Annotated in this window: 23 protein-coding genes and 1 tRNA gene; 8 read left to right on the plus strand and 16 right to left on the minus strand. The window is 66.8% G+C overall.

Annotated elements, in window-relative coordinates; genetic code table 11:
* Nucleotides 1–134: 134 nt before the first annotated feature.
* The 9 genes from urtE to hemN form a co-directional block, all read right to left on the minus strand.
* Nucleotides 135–827 carry an urea ABC transporter ATP-binding subunit UrtE gene (gene urtE / locus WT97_RS24740; protein ID WP_034206609.1) on the minus strand — a complete coding sequence of 231 codons (693 nt, stop codon included), beginning with the start codon at nt 825–827 and terminating at the stop codon, nt 135–137.
* Nucleotides 828–831: 4 nt separating this feature from the next.
* Nucleotides 832–1689 carry an urea ABC transporter ATP-binding protein UrtD gene (urtD, locus tag WT97_RS24745; protein WP_034206610.1) on the minus strand — a complete coding sequence of 286 codons (858 nt, stop codon included), beginning with the start codon at nt 1687–1689 and terminating at the stop codon, nt 832–834.
* Nucleotides 1686–2873 (minus strand): urea ABC transporter permease subunit UrtC, encoded by a 1188-nt coding sequence (gene urtC, locus WT97_RS24750; RefSeq protein WP_059791637.1) that lies wholly within the window; start codon nt 2871–2873, stop codon nt 1686–1688. Before urtC ends, urtD begins: the two co-directional genes overlap by 4 nt.
* A gap of 1 nt (nt 2874) precedes the next feature.
* Nucleotides 2875–4494, minus strand: coding sequence for an urea ABC transporter permease subunit UrtB (urtB, locus tag WT97_RS24755; protein WP_059791635.1), 1620 nt, complete (start codon nt 4492–4494; stop codon nt 2875–2877).
* A gap of 148 nt (nt 4495–4642) precedes the next feature.
* Nucleotides 4643–5950, minus strand: a complete 1308-nt coding sequence (urtA, locus tag WT97_RS24760) for an urea ABC transporter substrate-binding protein (RefSeq protein ID WP_034206613.1) — start codon at nt 5948–5950, stop codon at nt 4643–4645.
* Nucleotides 5951–6297: 347 nt separating this feature from the next.
* Nucleotides 6298–6621 (minus strand): rhodanese-like domain-containing protein, encoded by a 324-nt coding sequence (locus tag WT97_RS24765; protein WP_006476692.1) that lies wholly within the window; start codon nt 6619–6621, stop codon nt 6298–6300.
* 14 nt (nt 6622–6635) lie between these two features.
* On the minus strand, nt 6636–7292 hold the full coding sequence (locus WT97_RS24770; RefSeq protein ID WP_059499871.1) for a protein-L-isoaspartate O-methyltransferase: 657 nt from the start codon (nt 7290–7292) through the stop codon (nt 6636–6638).
* Nucleotides 7293–7396: 104 nt separating this feature from the next.
* The gene (locus WT97_RS24775) at nt 7397–7654 is read right to left on the minus strand and encodes a hypothetical protein (protein WP_059499872.1); all 258 of its coding nucleotides are present in this window, start codon (nt 7652–7654) and stop codon (nt 7397–7399) included.
* A 97-nt stretch (nt 7655–7751) separates the two neighbouring features.
* Nucleotides 7752–9143: an oxygen-independent coproporphyrinogen III oxidase gene (gene hemN / locus WT97_RS24780; protein WP_059791633.1), complete on the minus strand. Its 1392-nt coding sequence runs from the start codon at nt 9141–9143 to the stop codon at nt 7752–7754.
* Between the two features lie 172 nt (nt 9144–9315).
* On the opposite strand from hemN, the gene WT97_RS24785 reads away from it, so the two are divergent.
* From WT97_RS24785 to WT97_RS24795, 3 genes are all read left to right on the plus strand, one after another.
* Nucleotides 9316–9636 (plus strand): YkgJ family cysteine cluster protein, encoded by a 321-nt coding sequence (locus tag WT97_RS24785; RefSeq protein WP_059791950.1) that lies wholly within the window; start codon nt 9316–9318, stop codon nt 9634–9636.
* A complete protein-coding gene (locus tag WT97_RS24790) occupies nt 9633–10214 on the plus strand; it encodes a DUF1439 domain-containing protein (protein WP_059791631.1) in 582 nt (193 codons plus the stop codon). The genes WT97_RS24785 and WT97_RS24790 overlap by 4 nt, the downstream gene beginning before the upstream one ends.
* Before the next feature lie 79 nt (nt 10215–10293).
* Nucleotides 10294–11124 (plus strand): undecaprenyl-diphosphate phosphatase, encoded by an 831-nt coding sequence (locus WT97_RS24795; RefSeq protein WP_059791629.1) that lies wholly within the window; start codon nt 10294–10296, stop codon nt 11122–11124.
* 126 nt (nt 11125–11250) lie between these two features.
* Here the strand turns inward: WT97_RS24795 and trmB are convergent, their stop codons facing one another.
* From trmB to WT97_RS24810, 3 genes are all read right to left on the minus strand, one after another.
* The gene (gene trmB, locus WT97_RS24800) at nt 11251–12018 is read right to left on the minus strand and encodes a tRNA (guanosine(46)-N7)-methyltransferase TrmB (protein WP_059791627.1); all 768 of its coding nucleotides are present in this window, start codon (nt 12016–12018) and stop codon (nt 11251–11253) included.
* A gap of 132 nt (nt 12019–12150) precedes the next feature.
* Nucleotides 12151–12225: transfer RNA gene (locus WT97_RS24805), tRNA-Gly, on the minus strand.
* Between the two features lie 177 nt (nt 12226–12402).
* Nucleotides 12403–12915 (minus strand): GNAT family N-acetyltransferase, encoded by a 513-nt coding sequence (locus WT97_RS24810; protein ID WP_059499877.1) that lies wholly within the window; start codon nt 12913–12915, stop codon nt 12403–12405.
* Between the two features lie 228 nt (nt 12916–13143).
* Here WT97_RS24810 and WT97_RS34320 point away from each other — a divergent pair, with 228 nt between their 5' ends.
* Nucleotides 13144–13308, plus strand: coding sequence for a hypothetical protein (locus tag WT97_RS34320; protein WP_156440323.1), 165 nt, complete (start codon nt 13144–13146; stop codon nt 13306–13308).
* Nucleotides 13309–13355: 47 nt separating this feature from the next.
* Here WT97_RS34320 and WT97_RS24820 read toward each other — a convergent pair whose 3' ends face one another.
* The gene (locus tag WT97_RS24820) at nt 13356–14285 is read right to left on the minus strand and encodes a LysR family transcriptional regulator (protein WP_059791626.1); all 930 of its coding nucleotides are present in this window, start codon (nt 14283–14285) and stop codon (nt 13356–13358) included.
* Between the two features lie 105 nt (nt 14286–14390).
* On the opposite strand from WT97_RS24820, the gene WT97_RS24825 reads away from it, so the two are divergent.
* From WT97_RS24825 to WT97_RS24835, 3 genes are all read left to right on the plus strand, one after another.
* A complete protein-coding gene (locus WT97_RS24825) occupies nt 14391–15260 on the plus strand; it encodes an oxidoreductase (RefSeq protein ID WP_218919462.1) in 870 nt (289 codons plus the stop codon).
* A gap of 153 nt (nt 15261–15413) precedes the next feature.
* Complete coding sequence (locus WT97_RS24830; RefSeq protein WP_059448122.1) at nt 15414–15758, plus strand: cupin domain-containing protein; 345 nt, start codon at nt 15414–15416, stop codon at nt 15756–15758.
* A 345-nt stretch (nt 15759–16103) separates the two neighbouring features.
* Nucleotides 16104–17276: an enolase C-terminal domain-like protein gene (locus WT97_RS24835; RefSeq protein ID WP_059791624.1), complete on the plus strand. Its 1173-nt coding sequence runs from the start codon at nt 16104–16106 to the stop codon at nt 17274–17276.
* On the opposite strand, the gene WT97_RS24840 is transcribed toward WT97_RS24835, so the two are convergent.
* The 3 genes from WT97_RS24840 to WT97_RS24850 all read right to left on the minus strand — a co-directional run bounded on the left by WT97_RS24840 (nt 17273) and on the right by WT97_RS24850 (nt 19391).
* Complete coding sequence (locus WT97_RS24840; RefSeq protein WP_059791623.1) at nt 17273–17899, minus strand: LysE/ArgO family amino acid transporter; 627 nt, start codon at nt 17897–17899, stop codon at nt 17273–17275. The genes WT97_RS24835 and WT97_RS24840 overlap by 4 nt on opposite strands.
* A 109-nt stretch (nt 17900–18008) precedes the next feature.
* On the minus strand, nt 18009–18350 hold the full coding sequence (locus WT97_RS24845; protein WP_059791622.1) for a multidrug efflux SMR transporter: 342 nt from the start codon (nt 18348–18350) through the stop codon (nt 18009–18011).
* Nucleotides 18351–18461: 111 nt separating this feature from the next.
* Nucleotides 18462–19391, minus strand: a complete 930-nt coding sequence (locus WT97_RS24850) for a LysR substrate-binding domain-containing protein (protein WP_060354595.1) — start codon at nt 19389–19391, stop codon at nt 18462–18464.
* 181 nt (nt 19392–19572) lie between these two features.
* Between WT97_RS24850 and WT97_RS24855 the strand changes: the two genes are divergently transcribed.
* The gene (locus WT97_RS24855; RefSeq protein ID WP_059791945.1) at nt 19573–20895 is read left to right on the plus strand and encodes an MFS transporter; all 1323 of its coding nucleotides are present in this window, start codon (nt 19573–19575) and stop codon (nt 20893–20895) included.
* Nucleotides 20896–20911: the final 16 nt, after the last annotated feature.

A 20911-nucleotide genomic window follows, 5' to 3' on the forward strand; every position in this document is an offset into this window, starting at 1 on the left:
AACGCCAACCGCCAAACGCCGAACGCCAAACGCCAAACGCCAAACGCCAAACGCCAAACGCCAAACGCCAAACGCCAAACGCCAAACGCCAAACGCCACTCACCGCCATCGCGCGGCCCCTACCGCGTTGCCCGCTACACCGCGATCAGCTCCCGCACGCCGTTCGTCTCCATATCGCGCGCATCGCCCCCCGCGACGATCTCGCCGCGGCTCATCACCCAGTAGCGATCGGCGATCGATCGCGCGAAATCGTAATACTGTTCGACGAGCAGCACGGTCATCTTCGATTCGTCGACGAGCTGGCGCAGCGTGCGACCGATGTCCTGGATGATCGACGGCTGGATGCCCTCGGTCGGCTCGTCGAGGATCAGCAACTGCGGCTCGCTCATCAGCGCGCGGCCGATCGCGAGTTGTTGCTGCTGGCCGCCCGACAGGTCGCCGCCGCGCCGCGCGCGCATGTCCTTCAGCACCGGGAACAGGTCGTAGATGCGATCGGGCACCTTCGAGGGCGCCTTGCGGCTCGCCGCGCCGACGAGCAGGTTCTCCTCGACGGTGAGCCGCGGAAAGATGTCGCGGCCCTGCGGCACGTACGCGAGCCCGGCTGCGACGCGCGCATACGGCGGCAGTGCGCCGAGCGCGGTGCCGCGCCACGACACGCTGCCGCTCTTCGCGGCGACCACGCCCATCAGGCAGCGCAGCAGCGTGCTCTTGCCGACGCCGTTGCGGCCGAGCAGCACGGTGAGCTTGCCGTCGTCGGCGGCGAGGTTCACGTTGCGCAGGATATGGCTGCCGCCGTAGTACTGGTTCAGCGCTTCGATTTTCAGCATCGCATCATCGTCCGAGGTAAGACTCGATCACCGCGTCGTCGCGCTTGACCTGGTCGAGCGTGCCGTGCGCGAGCACCGCGCCTTCGGCCATCACCGTCACGCGCCCCGTGTCGCCCGCGAGCGCCGCGACGAATTCCATGTCGTGCTCGACGACCATCATCGAGCAGGTGCCGCGCAGCGTGTTCAGCAGCTCGGCGAGCTCCATCGTCTCGTGGTCGGTCATCCCGGCCGCCGGCTCGTCGAGCAGCAGCAGCGCGGGGCGCTGCATCAGCAGCATGCCGATTTCGAGCCGTTGCTTCTGCCCGTGCGACAGCTCGCCGGCGGCGCGATACGCGTGGCTTTCGAGTCCGATCAGCGCGAGCGTCTCCTCGATCTTCGCCTGCGCGGTGCGGTCGAGCCGCGCGCGCAGCGACGCGAGCCAGCCCTTGTCGGTCTGCATCGCGAGTTCGAGGTTTTCCCACACCGGGTGCTGTTCGAACACCGTCGGCTTCTGAAACTTGCGGCCGATGCCCGCACGCGCGATCTCGGGCTCGTTCATCCGTGCGAGGTCGATCGTCTGGCCGAGAAACACCTTGCCCGCATCGGGCCGCGTCTTGCCGGTGATCACGTCCATCATCGTCGTCTTGCCCGCGCCGTTCGGGCCGATCACGCAGCGCAGCTCGCCCGCGTCGATCGCGAGCGACAGCTTCTTCAGCGCGCGAAAACCGTCGAAGCTCACCTCGATATCCTCGAGATACAGGATCGTGCCGTGCGACGTGTCGATGCCGGGCGGCACGACGCGCCCCATCGACGCGCTGCCGCTGACGGCGAGCAGCTCGTCCTCGGGCGGCGGCGTGAACTGGTAGAGCGCCGTTCCGTTCATGCGCGTTTCCCCTTTGCGAGCACGGTTTCGACGAGGCCCATGATTCCGCGCGGCAGCAACAGCGGCACGAGCACGAAGATCAGGCCGAGGAAGAACAGCCAGTATTCGGCGAAGTACGCGGTGAAGAAACTCTTCGCGCCGTTCACCGCGAACGCGCCGACGATCGGCCCGATCAGCGTGCCGCGCCCGCCCACCGCGACCCAGATCGCCATTTCGATCGAGTTGCCCGGCGACATCTCGCCGGGATTGATGATGCCGACCTGCGGCACGTACAGCGCGCCGGCGATGCCGCACAGCACGGCCGACACGGTCCACACGAACAGCTTGTACGCGAGCGGGCTGTAGCCGAGGAACATCAGCCGCGTCTCGCCGTCGCGCACCGCGGTCACCACGCGCCCGAGCTTGCTCGTGACGATCGCGCGCGCGGCGATGAACGCGAGCACGAGCGTCGCGAACGTCAGCAGCAACAGCACCGTGCGCGTGCCCGGCGACGTGATCGCGAAGCCGGCGATGCGCTTGAAATCCGTGAAGCCGTTGTTGCCGCCGAAGCCCGTCTCGTTGCGATAGAACAGCAGCATCGCGGCGAACGTCAGCGCCTGCGTGATGATCGACAGGTACACGCCTTTCACGCGCGAGCGGAACGTGAAGAAGCCGAACACCCACGCGAGCACGGCCGGCACGAGCACGACGAGCGCGAGCGCCCATGCGAGATGCTGCGTGCCGCTCCAGTACCACGGCAACTGGTGCCAGTCGAGAAACACCATGAAGTCGGGCAGGTCGCTGCCGTACTTGCCGTCGCGGCCGATCTCGCGCATCAGGTACATGCCGATCGCATAGCCGCCGAGCGCGAAGAACAACCCGTGGCCGAGGCTCAGGATCCCGCAGTAGCCCCACACGAGATCGAGCGCGAGCGCGGCGATCGCGTAGCACATCAGCTTGCCGGCGAGCGTCATCGTGTACGCGGACAGATGGAGCGCGCTGGCTTCCGGCACGACGAGCGCGGCGAGCGGCACGCCGATGCCGATCGCCACGCACAGCGCGACGAGCGCGAGCCATGCGCGGCGCGACAGCAGCGCAGGGCGGGGCGGCAGGCCGAGCGCGAAGCCGTCCGCCGCGCGCGCGGCGGCGGCGGACTGGGACGTACCGGCGACCGGGTTCGGTATCGAATCGGTGAATGAAGTCACGTCAAGCCTCCGCGCTGCGGCCCTTCGGCGCGAACATGCCCTGCGGGCGTTTCTGGATGAACAGCACGATCATCACGAGCACCGCGATCTTCGCGAGCACGGCGCCCCAGAACGGCTCGATCGCCTTGCTCGCGAGGCCGAGCCCGAAGCCGCCGAGCACGGTGCCGGCGATCTGCCCCACGCCGCCGAGCACGACGGCCATGAACGAATCGATGATGTAGTTCTGGCCGAGATCGGGGCCCACGTTGCCGATCTGCGACAGCGCGCAACCGCCGAGGCCCGCGATGCCCGCGCCGAATGCGAACGCATACGCGTCGACGCGTGCGGTCTTCACGCCGACGCAGGCGGCCATCCGGCGGTTCTGCGTGACCGCGCGCACGAACAGGCCGAGCCGCGTCTTCGTCAGCACGGCCCACGCTACGAACACCACCGCGAGCGCGAACGCGAGGATCGCGAGCCGGTTGTACGGCAGGATCAGGTTCTGCATCACCGTCACGCCGCCGCTCATCCACGACGGGTTCACGACCTGCACGTTCTGCGCACCGAACAGCATGCGCGTCGCCTGGATCAGGATCAGGCTCACGCCGAAGGTCGCGAGCAGCGTTTCGAGCGGGCGGCCGTACAGGTGCCGCAGCACGAGCCGCTCGAGCACGATGCCGACGAGCGCGGCCGCCGCGAACGACACGGGCACGGCGACGAGCGGATACCAGTCGAATGCGCCGGGCGCGTAGCGCTGGATCAGCGTCTGCACGACATAGGTTGCGTACGCACCGATCATCAGGAATTCGCCGTGCGCCATGTTGATCACGCCGATCAGCCCGTACGTGATCGCGAGACCGAGCGCGGCGAGCAGCAGCACGCTGCCGAGCGACAGGCCGGCGAACAGCGTGCCGGCGATTTCGCCGCGGCGCTGCAGCGCGTCGAGCGCGTCGAGTCCCTGTTGCGCGGCGGCGCGGACCTGCGCATCGGGTTCCGCGTAGCTGCCGTCGGCGTTCTTCGCGACCAGCGGGCGCAGTTGTTCGATCATGTCGAGATCGCTGCGCGCGGCCACCACCTGCACGGCTTCGAGGCGCCTGGCCGGATCGGCGTCGTGCAGCGCGGCGATCGCCCACAGCGCGTCGAGCCGACGTTTCAATGCCGGATCGGTTTCCTTTGCACGGGCGCGGTCGATCATCGGCTTGAGCGCCGGGTCGGGCGATTTCAGCAGCGCGTCGATCGCGTCGCGGCGCGCGGCGACGTCGGGCGACGCGAGCGCGAGGCCCGACAGCGCGCCGGCGATCTTCGTGCGCAGCAGGTTGTTCAGCATCACCGGCTGCGCGTCGCCGGCCGGCGTCGCGGCCTGCGTGAGCGCGTCGTGCGCGGTGTCGCCTGCCTGGATCAGCAGGCGGCCGTCGCCGGTCGCGAGTGCATCGCCGCTCGACAACGCATTGAGCACCGCAACGGCGCGCGGATCGGTGTCGACGGCGAGCCGTTCGATCGCGGCCGTCTTCGCGTCGAAGTCGTCGCCGGCGAGCGCGGCGGTATCGGCCGCCGTCAGCGCGAACGCGGCGTGCGGCAGCATGCCCGCGAGGGCGGCGCATGCCGCGATCGCGCGGGCGGCTCGGCGAAAGCGTGTAGGCATCGGGAAGTCCTGTCGGGCGTGGGGAAGCGCAGTGGTGCGGCGGCGCGGCGCCGGCGCGGGCGGTTCGTCACGGCAAGCGCGTGCCGGCGCATCGGCAGCGGGCGTGCGGGCGGCACGCCGCACACGAAGCACGACGTGCCGCACCGCATCAGGCCAGCGCCGCGCGTTGCCGGCGCAGGAACGCCGGAATCGAGCTGACGACGTCCGGCTTGCCCTGGTTGCCCGCGATGAACGGGCTCCACGGCTGCGCGCGCACGGCCGTCTTCGTCTTCCACACGACGTTGAACTGCCCGTCGCCGCGGATCTCGCCGATCATCACCGGCTTGTGCAGGTGATGGTTGCCGTCCATCGCGAGCGTGAAGCCCGACGGCGCGGCCACCGTCTGGCCGATCATCGCGACGCGCACCTTGTCGACATCGGTGCTCTTCGCTTTCTCGACGGCCTGCTTCCACATATGGATGCCGACGTAGGTGGCTTCCATCGGATCGTTGGTCACGCGTTTCGCGCCGCCCGGCAGGTTGTTCGCCTTCACCCACGCGGCGAACTGGTCCTTGAACTTCGTGTTGGTCGGGTTCTTCACCGACATGAAGTAGTTCCACGCGGCGAGGTGGCCGACGAGCGGCTTCGTGTCGATCCCGCGCAGCTCTTCCTCGCCGACCGAGAACGCGACGACCGGCACATCGGTCGCCTTGATCCCCTGGTTGCCCAGCTCCTTGTAGAACGGCACGTTCGAGTCGCCGTTGATCGTCGAGACCACGGTCGTCTTGCCGCCTTGCGAGAAGGTCTTGATGTTCGCGACGATGGTCTGGTAATCGCTGTGGCCGAACGGCGTGTAGACCTCCTGAATGTCGGCGTCCTTCACGCCCTTCGATTTCAGGAACGCGCGCAGGATCTTGTTGGTCGTGCGCGGATACACGTAGTCGGTGCCGAGCAGGAAGAAGCGCTTCGCGCCGCCGCCTTCCGCGCTCATCAGGTACTCGACGGCCGGAATGGCCTGCTGGTTCGGCGCGGCGCCCGTGTAGAACACGTTGCGCGACATTTCCTCGCCTTCGTACTGCACCGGGTAGTAGAGCAGCCCGTTCAGTTCCTCGAACACCGGCAGCACGGACTTGCGCGACACCGACGTCCAGCAGCCGAACACGCACGCGACCTTGTCCTGCGTGAGCAGCTGGCGCGCCTTCTCCGCGAACAGCGGCCAGTTCGACGCGGGATCGACCACCACCGGTTCGAGCTTGCGGCCCATCACGCCGCCGCTCTTGTTGATGTCGGCGATCGTCATCAGTGCGGTGTCCTTCAGCGACGTCTCCGAGATCGCCATCGTGCCCGACAGCGAATGCAGGATGCCGACCTTGATCGGGCCGGTGCCCGCATCGGCCGCGTGCGCGAACGGGCTCTTGCCCGCCAGCGCGAGTGCGCCGGCCATCGAACCGAACTTCAACAGACTGCGACGTTTCATCGGGATCCCCTTGTCGTGTTGGATGTGCGTGCGCCGTGGCGGCGCCGGCCATCGTGTAACGCAAGGCATGTGCCAGTCGTGCGGATGCACGCCCGGCGTGCCTGCGAGGGGTGCGGGCGAGCATCGGGACGGTGCGGATGACGCGCCGTGCAGCATGCACGGTCCGTTGCGGTGCAGACGCGCGAGCGCAAATGGTGCACGGCGGTGCTGCGGCGTCGCCACGCAGGAAACGGAGGAGCGGAAAAGAGAAACGGGCGCGCAGTGCGCGCCCGTTCGGCGATTTCGTGTGGCCGGCGGCAGGGTGCCGGGCGGCGCGGCGGCGCACGATGCGCCGCCGGGAGGATCGATCAGTAGCGCGGCACCGACGGATCGACGTCGCGCGACCACGCGTCGATCCCGCCTTGCAGGTTGTACAGCTTCGTGAAGCCGCGCGATTCGAGGAACATCGCGACCTGTGCGCTGCGCATCCCGTGATGGCACACGCAGACGATTTCCGCTTCGTCGTCGAGCTCTTCGCTGCGCGCGGGAATCTGCTGCATCGGAATCGCCACGCTGCCGGCGATCTGCGCGGTCGCGATTTCCCACGGCTCGCGCACGTCGAGCACGACCGGCGCGGGGCGCGCCGTGTCGCCGAGCCATTCCGCGAGCATCGCGGGCGTCAGGATCTGCATGGAGGCTCCGCCGCTCAGAATTTGAAGCGCGACGGCTCGATCGCGTTGACGAGGTGATCGATGTACGTTTCGAACACGTCGGCGACGCGGTACTGCTTGTCGTCGATCCGCGTGATGATCTGCGCCTTCATCACCGGACGGCCGCCGACGAACGCCGACAGGCGGCCGCCGATCTTGAGCTGTTCGAGCATTTCCTGCGGCACGACCGGCAGGCCGCCCGCGACGCAGATCACGTCGTACGGCGCCTTCGCGGCCCAGCCGCGCGAACCGTCGCCGAGCACGACTTCGGCGTTGGTCACGCCGTCGTTGCGCAGGTTGTCTTCCGCGAACTTCGCGATCGTCGGATCGATCTCGACGGCCGTCACATGCTGCGCGCGGTGCGCGAACAGCGCGGCCAGGTAACCCGAACCCGCGCCGATCAGGAGCACGTTCTCGTGCTTCTTGACAGCCAGTTCCTGCAGCACGCGTGCTTCGACGCGCGGGAACAGCATCTTGCTGGCGCCGCCGGGCAGCGGGAGTTCGAGATCGGCGAACGCGAGATCGCGGTATTCGGCCGGCACGTAGTTTTCACGCTTGACGATCGACAGCAGGCCCAGGACATCCAGATCCAGCACGTCCCACGGACGGATCTGCTGTTCGATCATGTTGAAACGCGCGTTTTCGATATTCATGGTGTGGTCACGCAGCCTGGTCGGCCATCAGCGGGGATAGAGAAACTTCGTGATTGTACCAAACGGCACGGCAGCGAAGCCTTCAGGCGGCCTGCAACAGACCTTTACCCTTTGCTCTTCTTGATCTGCGCCTCGAAGGCGAGGTCGAGCTTGCTCGCCTTGCGCGGCTTTTTGGGGCCGAATTCGTCGACGAACTTGACGAACGCGTCGAGCGGCAGCGGCTCGCAGCACTTCTCGGCGGTGCCGCCCGAGCGGTCGACGAGATAGAACAGGCCGCCCGCCATCGCGACGGCCGCGAATTGCGGGTTGCCGGAGCGGGTCTTCAGGCGTTCGACCGCGTGGGTCGCTTTGGTGGTGCGCATCTTGGGGGGCTGGCGAAGCGGATGTAAGCCTCACACTCTATCAAACCGGCCGCCCGTGTGCGGCGGGCGCCCGCGAGGCACCCGCGCGAACCGCACCCTAGACCGTGCGCGAGTAGCGCTGCCGCGGCGTCTGGTCGAGGTACGCATCGAACGCCATCGCGATGTTGCGCACGACCATCCGGCCGGCCGGATGGATCGTCAGCCGATCGCGTGCGATCGTCAGCAGGCCGTCGCGCTCGAACGGGCGCAACGCGTCGAGCTCGCGCGCGAAATGATCGGCGAAGCGGATGCCGTGCGCGGCCTCGACATGCGAGAACGGCAGTTCGAGGTTGCACATCAGTTGCGTGATCACGTCGCGGCGTAGCCGGTCGTCCGGTGTGAGCCTTACGCCGCGCGCGATCGGCAGCCGGCCCGCGTCGAGCGCGGCGCCGTATGCGGGCAGGTCCTTCGCGTTCTGCGCGTAGACGTCGCCGACCTTGCCGATCGACGACACGCCGAAGCCGATCAGGTCGGTATCCGCGCGCGTGCTGTAGCCCTGGAAATTGCGCTGCAGCGTGCTGTTGCGCTGCGCGCGCACGAGTTCGTCGGACGGCCGCGCGAAGTGGTCCATCCCGATGTACACGTAGCCGGCCGACGTCAGCATGTCGATCGCGAGGCCGAGCAGCGCGATGCGCGTTTCCGGCGGCGGCAGCGCCGCATCGTCGATCTGCCGCTGCATCTTGAACAGGTGCGGCATGTGCGCGTAGCCGAACACCGACAGGCGGTCGGGCGCCAGCTCGATCATCGTCTCGAGCGTGCGCGCGAACCCGGCGACCGTCTGGTGCGGCAGCCCGTAGATCAGGTCGACGCTCACCGAATGGAAGCCGGTCGCCCGTGCGGCGGCGAGCAGGTCGGCGGTCATCGCGCGCGGCTGGATGCGGTTGATCGCCTGCTGCACGATCGGATCGAAATCCTGCACGCCGAGGCTCAGCCGGTTGAAGCCGATCGTGCGCAGGTGGACGAGCGTCGCCGGCGTGACGGTGCGCGGATCGATCTCGATCGAGAACTCGGCGTCGGCGTCCGGCGCCAGCACGAAATGCTCGCGCGTGGCCGCCATCAGCTCGGCCGTTTCGTCGTCGGACAGGAAGGTCGGCGTGCCGCCGCCCCAGTGCAGTTGCGTGACGGGGCGGGACGGATCGAACAGCGCGGCCTGCAGCGCCATGTCGCGCTTGAGCTGGTCGAGATACGGGCGCGCGCGGCGGTGGTTGTTGGTCGCGATCTTGTTGCAGCCGCAGTAGAAGCACGCGGTGTTGCAGAACGGGATGTGGAAGTACAGCGACAGGTCGCTCGACGATGCGCCGGGGTCGCCGGCTGCGCGTACGTAGTCGGCCGGATCGAAATCGTCGCGAAATTGCAGCGCGGTCGGGTACGACGTGTAGCGCGGCCCGTTCGCGCCGTATTTCGCGAGTAAATCGGGACGGAACATCGTGTCGGCAGAACCAGAACGCATGACGGTCTCGCGTTTTTTAGATGCTTTCGAGTATATGAACGCCCGATCGGGCTGCATTGTGTAATAACGTCGCAGCCGGCGATGGCACAATGCGGGGTGGGGCTGCCGGATGCCGCGTCCGGTTGCCGCACCGTTTTTCGTTGTTCGTCGAGAGAGCCGAGTGTCCGTCGAAATGCCTGTTGTTCGCCCGGCGCCCGCCGAAGTCCCGCCGCCGCACGCGTGCCGCGAGGGCTGCGGCGCGTGCTGCATCGCGCCGTCGATTTCCAGCCCGATTCCGGGCATGCCCGACGGCAAGCCGGCCGGCGTGCGCTGCGCGCAGCTCGGCGACGACCTCCGCTGCATGATTTTCGGCCGGCCCGAGCGTCCTGCGTGCTGTTCCGGGCTGCAGCCGTCCGCCGACATGTGCGGCGCGTCGCGCGACGACGCGCTCGCGTGGCTCACGCGCCTCGAGGTCGCGACGCGGCCGGCGCATCCAGGAGAGAGTTCAGCATGACCGTCCCTCGCGCGCCCGGCCGGCGCCGTTTTCTCGCTGCCGCTGTCGGCGCCATCGGTGTGTGCGTATCGCTTGCCGCGTGCGCATCGACGTTCCCGTTCATTCCCGATCACTACACGTTCTCGCGCGGCGACGTGCAGAAGGCCGTCGCGCGCAAGTTTCCGTACCAGAAGACGGTCGCGCAGGTGGTCGACGTGTCGCTCGCGAACCCGGCCGTCAACCTGCTGCCCGACCAGAACCGCGTCGCCGTGCAGCTCGATGCCCATTTCGCGAGCCCGTTCCTGCGCGAGCCCGTCAGCGGCAAGTTCACCGTGTCGGGCCAGCTCGCGTACGACGCGCCGAGCCGCTCGGTCGTGCTGAAGGCGCCGGCCGTCGACAGCCTCGTGCTCGACGGCGACGCGCAGATGTACGCGCAGCAGGTCGGCGCGGCCGCCGGCCTGCTCGCGACGCAGCTGCTGACCAACTATCCGATCTACACGTTCAAGCCGGAACAACTCCAATTTGCCGGGGTGAACTACGAACCCGGTACAATTACGATCCTTACAAACGGCATACGCGTGGCGATCGTCGAGAAGTGACGACGGGGCGCGCACGGCCGGGCGGGCCGCGCGCGCAAGAGTGGCCTTTTCTTTCGACCATTTCGGAGTTGGGCCACGGATGGACTGGATCCTGATCTGCAAGGCATTGATCCTCGGCGTCGTCGAGGGGCTGACGGAATTCCTGCCGGTGTCGAGCACCGGTCACCTGATCGTCGCGGGCAGCTTCCTGAATTTCAACGATTCGCACGCGAAGACGTTCGACGTCGTGATCCAGTTCGGCGCGATCCTCGCCGTCTGCTGGGAATACCGGCAACGGATCGTGTCCGTCGTGTCCGGGCTGCCGAGCCGGCCGGACGCGCAGCGCTTCACGCTCAACGTCGTGATCGCGACGATTCCCGCGATCGCGCTTGGCCTCCTGTTCGAGAAGAAGATCAAGGCCGTGCTGTTCTCGCCGGTGCCCGTCGCGTTCGCGCTCGTCGTCGGCGGTGCGATCATCCTGTGGGCCGAGGCGCGGCAGCGCGAACGCAGCGAGCCGCCGCGCGTGATGTCGGTCGATGCGCTGACGCCGCTCGACGCGCTCAAGGTCGGCATCGCGCAGTGCTTCGCGCTCGTGCCCGGCATGTCGCGTTCGGGCTCGACGATCATCGGCGGGATGCTGTTCGGTCTCGACCGGCGCGTGGCCACCGAATTCTCGTTTTTTCTCGCGATTCCGATCATCTTCGGCGCGACGCTCTACGAAACTGTCAAGGACTGGCAGGCGTTCACCGTCGATTCGTTCGGGCTGTTCGCGCTCGGGCTCGTCTCGGCATTCGTCAGCGCGTTCGTGTGCGTGCGCTGGCTGCTGCGCTACGTCGCGACGCACGACTTCACGGTGTTCGCGTGGTACCGGATCGCGTTTGGGCTGTTCGTGCTGCTGGTGGGATACAGCGGGTGGCTGAACTGGGCGTGATGCCGGGCGGACACGCCGGTCGGGTCCGGCGCGCATCGCGGGCGTCATGAAAAACGGCCTGATCGGCAATTGCCGATCAGGCCGTTTCATTTGGCGGGGTCGCCGGGTAGTGCGCCGGCCGGGCGCTCAGCCTGCGCGCTTGCGGAACACCAGATCCCACACGCCGTGGCCGAGCCGCAGCCCGCGCCGCTCGAACTTCGTCACAGGGCGGTAGTCGGGGCGCGGCGCGTAGTCGGCGGCCGTGTTTTCGAGCGTCGGTTCCGCGCCGAGCACTTCCAGCATCTGTTCCGCGTAGTTCTGCCAGTCGGTCGCGCAGTGAATGTACGCGCCGGGCTTCAGGCGCGACGCGAGATGCGCGACGAGCGGCGGCTGGATCAGCCGGCGCTTGTGGTGACGCGCCTTGTGCCACGGATCGGGGAAGAAGATGTGCACGCCGTCGAGGCTTTCCGGCGCGATCATGTGCTCGAGCACCTCGACCGCGTCGTGCTGGATGATGCGGATGTTCGTCAGATCCTGCTCGCCGATCAGCTTCAGCAGCGCGCCGACGCCCGGCTCGTGCACCTCGACGCCGAGGAAATCGTCGCCCGGGCGGTTTGCGGCGATTTCTGCGGTCGATGCGCCCATCCCGAAGCCGATCTCGAGGATGCGCGGCGCGCTGCGGCCGAAGATCGCGTCCCAGTCGGGCAGTGCCGGCGCATACGGGACGACGAAGCGCGGGCCGAATTCGTCGAGCGCACGGCGCTGGCCGGTCGACACGCGGCCGGCGCGCGTCACGAAGCTGCGGATGCGGCGGTGGTGCAGCGGGTTGACTGCGTCGGCGCCTTCGGGCGCTTCGTCGGAAATGGCGTCGTCGCGTGGCGGCAGGCCGGCTTCGTTCGGATCGTCGTGCATCATCGGTACAGAGAATGGCGTTGTTGCGGGCTTGGGGCCCGTTGCGCGCAGCAGTGCGCCGGGAACCGGCACATGGTACAAAAAAGCCGCCTTCGACGAGGCGGCTTTTGCGCAGGCTGCCGTGCAGCCGGAAAGTGGAGCGGGCGATGGGAATCGAACCCACGTCATCAGCTTGGGAAGCTGAGGTAATGGCCATTATACGACGCCCGCAGAACGGGTGATTGTACAGGGGTTGGGGTAGAGATGGCAAGCGAGGCGTTTTGGCCGCTGGCATCGAAACGGGCACTGCTCGATGCTGGAGCGGTGGTGTCGCCGGCAGTGGTTGTCGGAAATCGGCCAATCGCGGTCTCATTCTGCGGCGCCGTGGGCGGTCGTTCGATGCTCGAGTCAAGCAGCACGTGTAACCAACTCGCGTTCCATCACGATCGCCAGTCCAGAGTAATCTATCGCCGGCTTGCGAAGTAGTTCGATGAACCCCTCGCGCTTCCAGAATTGGAGCGCTCGCGGGTTTGTGTCGATGACGGCAATACGCAATGCGCGGCATTGCCAATCCGTGCAGATTGCTTCAGCTAGTTGCAGAACCTGTGGACCGAATCCGCGGCCCTGCGATTCTTCCCGGAACAACAAGAGACCGATGAACGCGATGTCGGTTTCCGGGTAGCCTCTCACCATCTCAAGACATCCGACCGCCTCGCCGTCGTGGGCGATTTCGTAAACGAACTTGTCCACGTAGTCCTTATCTGGCGGTAGCGCATCAAGCACCTCAATCGCAGCGCCAGGTCCGGGCAATTTTCCTTCGACGGCCAGACTATAACCGGGGGCACCCTCTAACACGGTTTGCAATCGTTCTATGTCGCTCGAAAGCTGACGGTCGATGAGGCGTAGCGTAGGCGTGGACATGATCTTGGTGATTCGGACAAGGCGTGTGGCATCGATTGTCGACTACCGAAGTGCCGATGTCGAATGGCCGCTACGGTTTGCGTCGATCGTCGAACTTCAGCGGTTTGCCGCCGTTGTGCGTGCGGTGGGATGGCAGGGATAGTCGCCGCACGGACGACACTCAACACCGCAACGAATTTCCGCCACTGACCGCCGACCAGATACCGGCACTGGTGGAATTCATTCAAGATGGCTACGCCAAACCTGATCCGCAGTCCGCAACGCGATTCGATCGCGGGGCTGTGCGGTGCTGGTCACGACCTGCGGATGATCCTGAGGAAGCTGCGGCTTTTTCACGCCCTTATTCTCGTCGCTTGGCTCACCCGCCCGGTTGAAGCTGTCTCGGCGGCATAACGTCGAGCGGCCGGCAAAACGAATTGTTCAGGGTGACTGATTAGCGTTCAGGTACGGAGCCTGTGGGGCGGTATCGCTGAAGCAGGAGACGCTTCCCGAACGGCAGCCAGAAATGCGGCGAGCACCGGCCGCATCTGTCGTCGCGATGCGTAATACACGAAGAAGCCGGGAAAAGGCGGCGTCCAGTCGGGCAAGATCCGCTTCAATCTTCCCGCTTCGACGTAGGGTGCCGCTTCGCGTTCCAGGACATAGGCGATGCCGAGGCCGTCGAGCGCGCATTCAAGCATCAAGTCGGGATCGTTGAAAGTGAGGGGCCCCGGCGCGCGTACTTCCAGACGGCTGCCGTCGCGCTCGAATTCCCATGCATAGATTGTTCCTGCCGTGACCATCCGGTAATTGATGCAACGGTGCCGCGTGAGTTCGTGCGGATGAAGCGGTGTGCCGTGGCGCGCGAGATACGCGGGTGTGGCGACCACCGACATACGCAGATCCGGGCCGACCTTCGCCGCAATCATGTCCCGCTCGATTTTCTCACCGAGGCGAATGCCCGCGTCGAATCGATCGGCGACGATGTCGCGGAACGCATATTCGATCAGCACTTCGACCGTCGCGTCGGGGTGCGCTTCGGTGAACGCCGGCAGTACCGGGCGAATGATCATGTCGTAGGCCTGGCGGGTGGCCGTCAGACGGAGCGTCCCCGACACGCTGTCGCTGCCTCGCTGAAGCGCGTCGAGCGCGCCGTCTATGCTCTCGAGAGCGGGGTCGAGCGTCGCGAGCAGCGCTTCGCCCGCTGCGCTGAGCGACACACTGCGGCTATTGCGCTGGAGCAGTTGCACACCGAGGCGCGTCTCCAGCCGCCTGATCGTGTGGCTGAGGTTCGACGTCGAGGTGTCGAGTGCGGCCGCGGCGCGCGTGAAACTACGCAAGCGCGCCACGCACGCGAAAGCGGCAAGGTCGTCGAGGTTTCCTCGTGTCATCGTTCGATCCTGTTCAACGGCCCTTCCAATGTATCGGTCTTGTTGTGCGGTCGTACCGACGCAAGAATCTTCCCTATCGACATTAGAGATAGGTTGGGAGCGTGAATGATGATTGGGAAAAACGATGTCTGGTTCATCACGGGCTGTTCGAGAGGGCTCGGCCGCGCGCTGGCCGTGCAGGCGCTGCGCTCCGGCTACCGTGTCGTGGCGACCGCCCGGCGCAAGGATGATCTCGCCGATCTCGCCGACGGGCAAGGCAAGCTGCTTGCGGTTGAGCTCGATGTTACCAAGCCGGACGAGATAGCGGCGGCCATCGCGGCGGCCGAGGAGCGTTTCGGCAGCGTCGATGTGCTTGTCAACAATGCCGGCTATGGCTACTTCGCGTCGATCGAGGAAGGCGTGGACGCCGAGGTTCGCGATCTGATGGAAACCGATGTGTTTGGCCCGCTGAACCTCGTCAAGGCCGTATTGCCGGGAATGCGCGAGCGCGGTCACGGATACGTCATCAACATCAGCTCGATCGGCGGTTTCGTCACCTTTCCGTCGGTCGGCTACTATCACATGGCCAAGTTCGCGCTCGAGGGCATGACGGAAACGCTGGCGAAGGAAGTCAGGCCATTCGGGATCGGCGTCACCATCGTGGCGCCCGGCGCATTCCGGACAGACTTTCGCAGACTCGAGTCGGCCAAGCAGTCGTCCGTACGGATTCCCGCCTATGCGGAAACCGCAGGCAAGGCCCGCGGCGGAATTTTTGCCGCCCACGGCCAGCAACGGGGTGATCCGATGCGCGGCGCCCGCGCGATCATCGCCGCGGTAGAAGCGGAGGATCCTCCGACGCGCTTCATCATAGGCGGCGATGCGCTCGATCAGGCGCGCGAGAAAATCGCGCAATTGCAGCGCGAATTCGACGCGTGGGAAGCGCTCAGCCGCGACACCGACTTTCAAGATCGCACGCAAACTGACCATGCGGGTTGATCTGGCAACGGACGAACTAATCGCGACGGCAGCGTGCCTGCCCACCAGCCGATGTCGAAAATTGACGAGTCGGTGTCGGACGCATACAAGTCGCGACAACGCTTTCGAACTAACGTGACAGGCCTCTCATACGATCGTTAGCCTGGAGCCGACATGTCCGATTTCATCACCGTTCTGCGCAAAACCTGCCCGACGCCCGTCGTTGACGCGACCAAATGGAAGCGCATTGGCGGCGATCCGCACACCGTGAACCTCAACGCGTACGTCTCGAAGGACGGCAGCAAGATCATGGGCACGTGGATCTGCACGCCGGGAAAGTTCGAGGTGAATTACGAAAAATGGGAGTACTGCCACTTCCTCGACGGTTACTGCATCATCACGCCGGAAGGCGAGGAGCCGGTGCACCTGAAAGCCGGCGACGTGTTCGTGATCGAGCCCGGCATGAAGGGGACGTGGGAAGTGGTGGAGACGGTGCGCAAGTACTTCGTGTTCGCCTGAGCGGGCGATCGATTCGACCCAATCCGCGTCAGGCATACCCTCATCGACCACATCCTTCCGGTTCACGAAGCCAGGAGGGGCAAACGAGGATTCCGGTTCGATAAAAGTCGACCGGTTCGGAAACAGCGCGCCGAGCGTGGTGACAGGCTCGGCGCGCTCCGCTATCCGACTGCAACCCGCGACATAACGTATGCGACACGCGGTTGTCCGGCGACGACACGATGACGCGCGCCGTCGGTCCTGCACGCTGCCGCGCAAACCCCTAAGATGCAGCGATCCGCCCATCGTTTCCGCTGCAGCGCACGACCCTTCCGCCTGCGCCGGACACCCCTCCGGAGCCCGACCATGCGCATCACCGCGATTCACGAACGTGCGATTCCCGTGTCCCGCTATGCCGATCCGGCGATTGCGTCCGGTGGCCTGACGACGAGCGTCGTCGCGGTCGTCACCGACGTCGTGCGCGACGGCCGCCCGGTGACGGGCTACGGCTACGCGTCGATCGGCCGCTTCGCGCAGGGCGGCCTGATCCGCGAACGGTTCGCGCCGCGCCTGGTGGCCGCTGCCGACACGCTCGCCGACGAAGCCGGCACGAACCTCGACCCGTTCCGCGCATGGCGCGCGATGATGGCCGGCGAGAAGCCGGGCGGACATGGCGAACGTTGCGTCGCGGTCGGCACGATCGACATGGCGATCTGGGACGCCGCCGCGAAGATCGCCGGCCTGCCGCTGCACGGCTTTCTCGCCGACCGCCTCCAGCGGGCGACAGCACCACGCGTGCGCGTGTACGCGGGCGGCGGCTATCGCTATCCGCATGACGATCTCGCGCGCCTGTCGGACGAGATGCGCCGGATCGTCGATCTCGGCTACACGCACGCGAAGATCAAGATCGGCGGCGCGAATCTCGATCAGGACCGGCGCCGCATCGAAGCCGCGGCCGCGCATCTTGCCGGTTCATCGCACCTCGCGGTCGACGCGATGAACACGTACGACGCGACGACCGCTTGCCAGGCCGTCGACATGCTCGCGCCGTTCGGTCTCTGGTGGTTCGAGGACATCTGCGACCCGCTCGACCTGCCGCTCCAGGCAGACGTCGCTACGCGGTACGCACCGCCGATCGCGGCCGGCGAAGCGCTGTTCTCGCTTGCGGAGGCGAAGCTGCTCGACCGTTACGGCGGCCTGCGCGCCGACCGCGACGTGCTGGTGTTCGATCCGGTGCACAGCTACGGGCTGCCGGGCTATTTGCAGATCGTCGATCACTTCGTGTCGCGCGGCTGGCGGCGCGACGCGTTCTGGCCGCATGGCGGCCATCTGTTCTCGCTGCACGTCGTCGCGGCGCTCGGGCTCGGCGGCGCGGAAGTCAGCCCGTTCGCATTCCATCCGTTCAGCGGCCTCGCCGACGGCGAAATCGTCGACGCGGGATACGCGCGCGTGCCGCAGGCGCCGGGCATCGGCTTTGAACTGCATGCCCACGCGCACGACGCATTCCGCACGGTTTCAGCGTCGGCCGCTGACGCCTAAAGCGCGTCGATCGCGAGACGCACCGCGAAGCCGAGCATCATCACCGCGACGAAACCATCGAGCACGCGCCATGCGAGCGTCTGAGCGAACCACGCACGGCACGCGCGTGCGCCGTACGCGAGCATCAGGAACCACGCCAGCGAAGCAGTCATCGCGCCGATCGCAAACGGCTCGCGCGCGGACGGCGTGTGGCTCGCGATCACGGTTCCGAGCAGCAGCACCGTATCGATCCATGCATACGGATTGAGCAGCGAAACCGCGGCGGCCGCGAGCACCGTGCGCGACCGAGTGGGTTCGCTGCGAGCGGGAGCGCCGTCGACGTGCGCGGGCTGCCGCCCGACGATCGCCGCGCGCAGCGCAAGCAGCCCGTAACCGGCGAGATACGCGATGCCGGCCCACAGTGCGGCCGCCACCACGCCGGGATGGCGCGACAGCAACGACGACAGCCCGTGCGCGCCGAGCGCGATCAGCAGCGCGTCGCTGCCCGCGCAGACGAGGGCGATGGAGAGCAGGTGAGGGCCCGAAATCGAGCGCTTGATGACGAAGGCGTCCTTCGGACCGACCGACGTGAACAGGCCGGCGCCAAGCAGCAGGCCTTCGAGGAAGGCGGAGGTGTCGAGCACGAGCGGGCCGACAACCTCTTAAGCTGAACCGGTGATGGTTACGATGAGGGAAACGTTAAGGGGTGGCGGTGAGCGTTGTCAATGCCCCCGCCGGATGCGTGCGTATGGATCATCGTGCCGCCGCATCGCCGAGATTGAGTGCGACGAGTGCGCAGACGGTCAGCGCGATGCCGACGAGCTTCAGCGACGACACCGATTCGTCGAAGCAGACGATGCCGATCATGGCCGTGGCCGCCGTGCTGGCAGCGGCCCAGCTCGCATACGCGAGCCCCATTTCGATTCGCTTCGTCGCGAGCGCCATCAGCCATACCGCACATGCATAGCAGACGATCGCGATCGCGGACGGCAACGGGCGGGACAAACCGGCCGAGCACTTCAGGCCAACGGAGCCGAGCACTTCGGCGAGGACACTGACGCCCAGCAGAAGCCAGGCAAACTGGAACGGGGACACGAACGGCCTCCTTCCCCCGACGCTTATACCGAGCGGCGAGGAGAAGTGGGGTGTCAGCGGTACCCAGGATGAAACGAGCTTAGTACGCGCGGCGGGGCGGCACAAGGTCCGTCACGCGCGACCGGCGTGTCCGGCCGCCCACTCCGGCCGCTGCCCGAGCGTGTCGAACAGCCGGACGATTTCGGCTTTCACCTTCTGCACCGCGTTGCTGACGAGCGCCGTGTCGTGCCAGCACAGCGACAGGTCGCGCACGAACAACCGGTGCGCGACCGTCGACAGCTTGAGCTTGCGCTCCTCGATCTCGACGTGCGCGGCCGTCCACGGCAGGATCGTCACGCCGAGCTGCGCCATCACGGCCGCGAACAGCAGCCCGGTCGAGCTCGCCTCGAAGCCGATCTCGTACGACAGCCCGGCCTCGCGCATCGCCCAGTCGACGCGGTTGCGGATCGTGTTCGGCGCGCTCGGCAGCACGAGCGGCATTCGCGCGATCGCGTCGAGCGGCACGGGGGCGTCCGGCACCGGGAATCCGGGCCACGTGATCAGGTACAGCGTTTCCGTCAGCAGCCGATGGATCGCGATGCCGCGCGTGTCGACCGCATCGACGACGATCGCGAGATCGAGGCGTGCGCGTTCGAGCAGCGTGTCGAGATCGGCACTCGGCGCCTCGATCAGCTCCAGCATGATGCCGGGAAAGCGGTCGCGCACTGCGCGGGCGAGCGGAATGGCCAGCACGCGCGCGGTGCTCGACGGCATGCCGACGGTCACACGGCCTTGCGGCGTGTCGGCGTCGCGGCGCAGCAGCTCGTGCGTGCCGTCGGCCTGGCGCAGCAGTTCGAGCGCGTGCCGGTACAGCGTGCGGCCGGCGGCGGTCGGCGCGACGCCGCGCACGCTTCGTTCGAGCAGTTGCATCCCGAGATCCTGCTCGAGATTGCGCATCTGCTGGCTCACGGCCGGTTGCGCGACGTGCAGCGCCTCGCTCGCATGCGTGACGTTGCCGTATTCGACGACCTTCACGAAATAGCGCAACTGTCTCAAGTCCATCGCCGCCGTCTCCCGATTCGCGCTTGATTCGAGCCATAAGCTAATCCGATCGAGCAAGATGAATATCATATTTTTCGGCGATCGATCGCGTTTCTATACTCGTCTCACAAAAGAGCCCGACTGCCGGCCATCCCGGACCGGACGCGGCGAAAGCGCCGGCCCCGCCGGCAAGGAGACGAAGATGTTCAAGGCGATCGACGCGCCGGCGGCCGGCGCGAAGCCGCGGCGCACGCCGCTTACGCGCGAGCAGGTCAAGGGCTTCTGGGCCGTGTACGCGGGCTGGGTGCTCGACGGCGTGGATTCGGTGATCTACGCGCTCGTGCTGATTCCCGCGCTGACCGAACTGCTGCCGGCCTCCGGCATCGCGGCGACGCCCGCGAATCTGGGGATGTACGGCTCGATCCTGTTCGCGCTGTTCCTGATCGGCTGGGGGCTGTCGTTCGTCTGGGGGCCGCTCGCCGACCGCTTCGGCCGCGTGCGCACGCTCGCGGCGAGCATCCTGATCTATTCGGTGTTCACCGGCGCGGCCGCGTTCGTGCACGACGTATGGGCGCTGGCCGCGTGCCGGCTGATCGCCGGGATCGGCGTCGGCGGCGAATGGGCGCTCGCGGGCACCTACGTCGCCGAAAGCTGGCCGGAGGACCGCCGCAAGATGGGCGCCGGCTACCTGCAGACGGGCTATTACTTCGGCTTCTTCATCGCGGCCTGCCTGAACTACACGATCGGCGCGACCTACGGCTGGCGTGCGATGTTCCTGTGCGGGCTGGCGCCCGCGTTGCTCGCGGTGTTTACGGTCATGCGCGTGAAGGAGCCGGGGCAGTGGCGTCGGCACGGCGCGCGCGACGGCGACGTGGCCGACGCGCGCCGCGCGCATCCGCTGCGCGAGATCTTCGCGCCGGCGTTCCTGCGCCGCACGCTGACGAGCGCGAGCCTCGTCGGCGTCGCGATCGTCGGGTTGTGGGCCGGCTCCGTCTACGAGGCGAGCGCGGTCACCACGCTGGCGACACGCGCGGGCATCGATCACGTCGGCGCGCTGCGGCTGGCGTCGATCGGTGCGGCGATCCTGTCGTGCGCAACGATTGCCGGCTGTCTGGCGGCGCCGTGGCTGTCGGAGCGGCTCGGCCGGCGTACCGCGCTCGGCGTGTATTTCGCGGGGATGGCCGGCTCGATCGTGTTCGCGTTCGGCTGGGCGTTCTACCAGCCGAACGGGCTCGCCGCGTTCATGGTGTCGCTCGCGTTCCTCGGCTTCTTCGGCGGCAACTTCGCGATCTTCTCGCTGTGGCTGCCCGAGCAATATCCGACGCGCGTGCGGGCCACCGCGTTCGCGTTCAACGCATCGGTCGGCCGCTTCATCGGCGCGGGCGTGAACTTCCTGCTCGGCGCCGCGATTCACGGTTACGGATCGCTCGGCGTGCCGGTCGCATGGACCGCGGCCGTGTTCGGGCTCGGCATCCTGATCCTGCCGTTCGCGGTCGAAACGCGCCACCAGACACTGCCCGAATGAGCGGTACGCCGCAGTC

Origin of the sequence: Burkholderia sp. MSMB1459WGS, assembly GCF_001534535.1 — a bacterium.
In the GTDB taxonomy this organism is placed as follows: Bacteria; Pseudomonadota; Gammaproteobacteria; order Burkholderiales; family Burkholderiaceae; genus Burkholderia.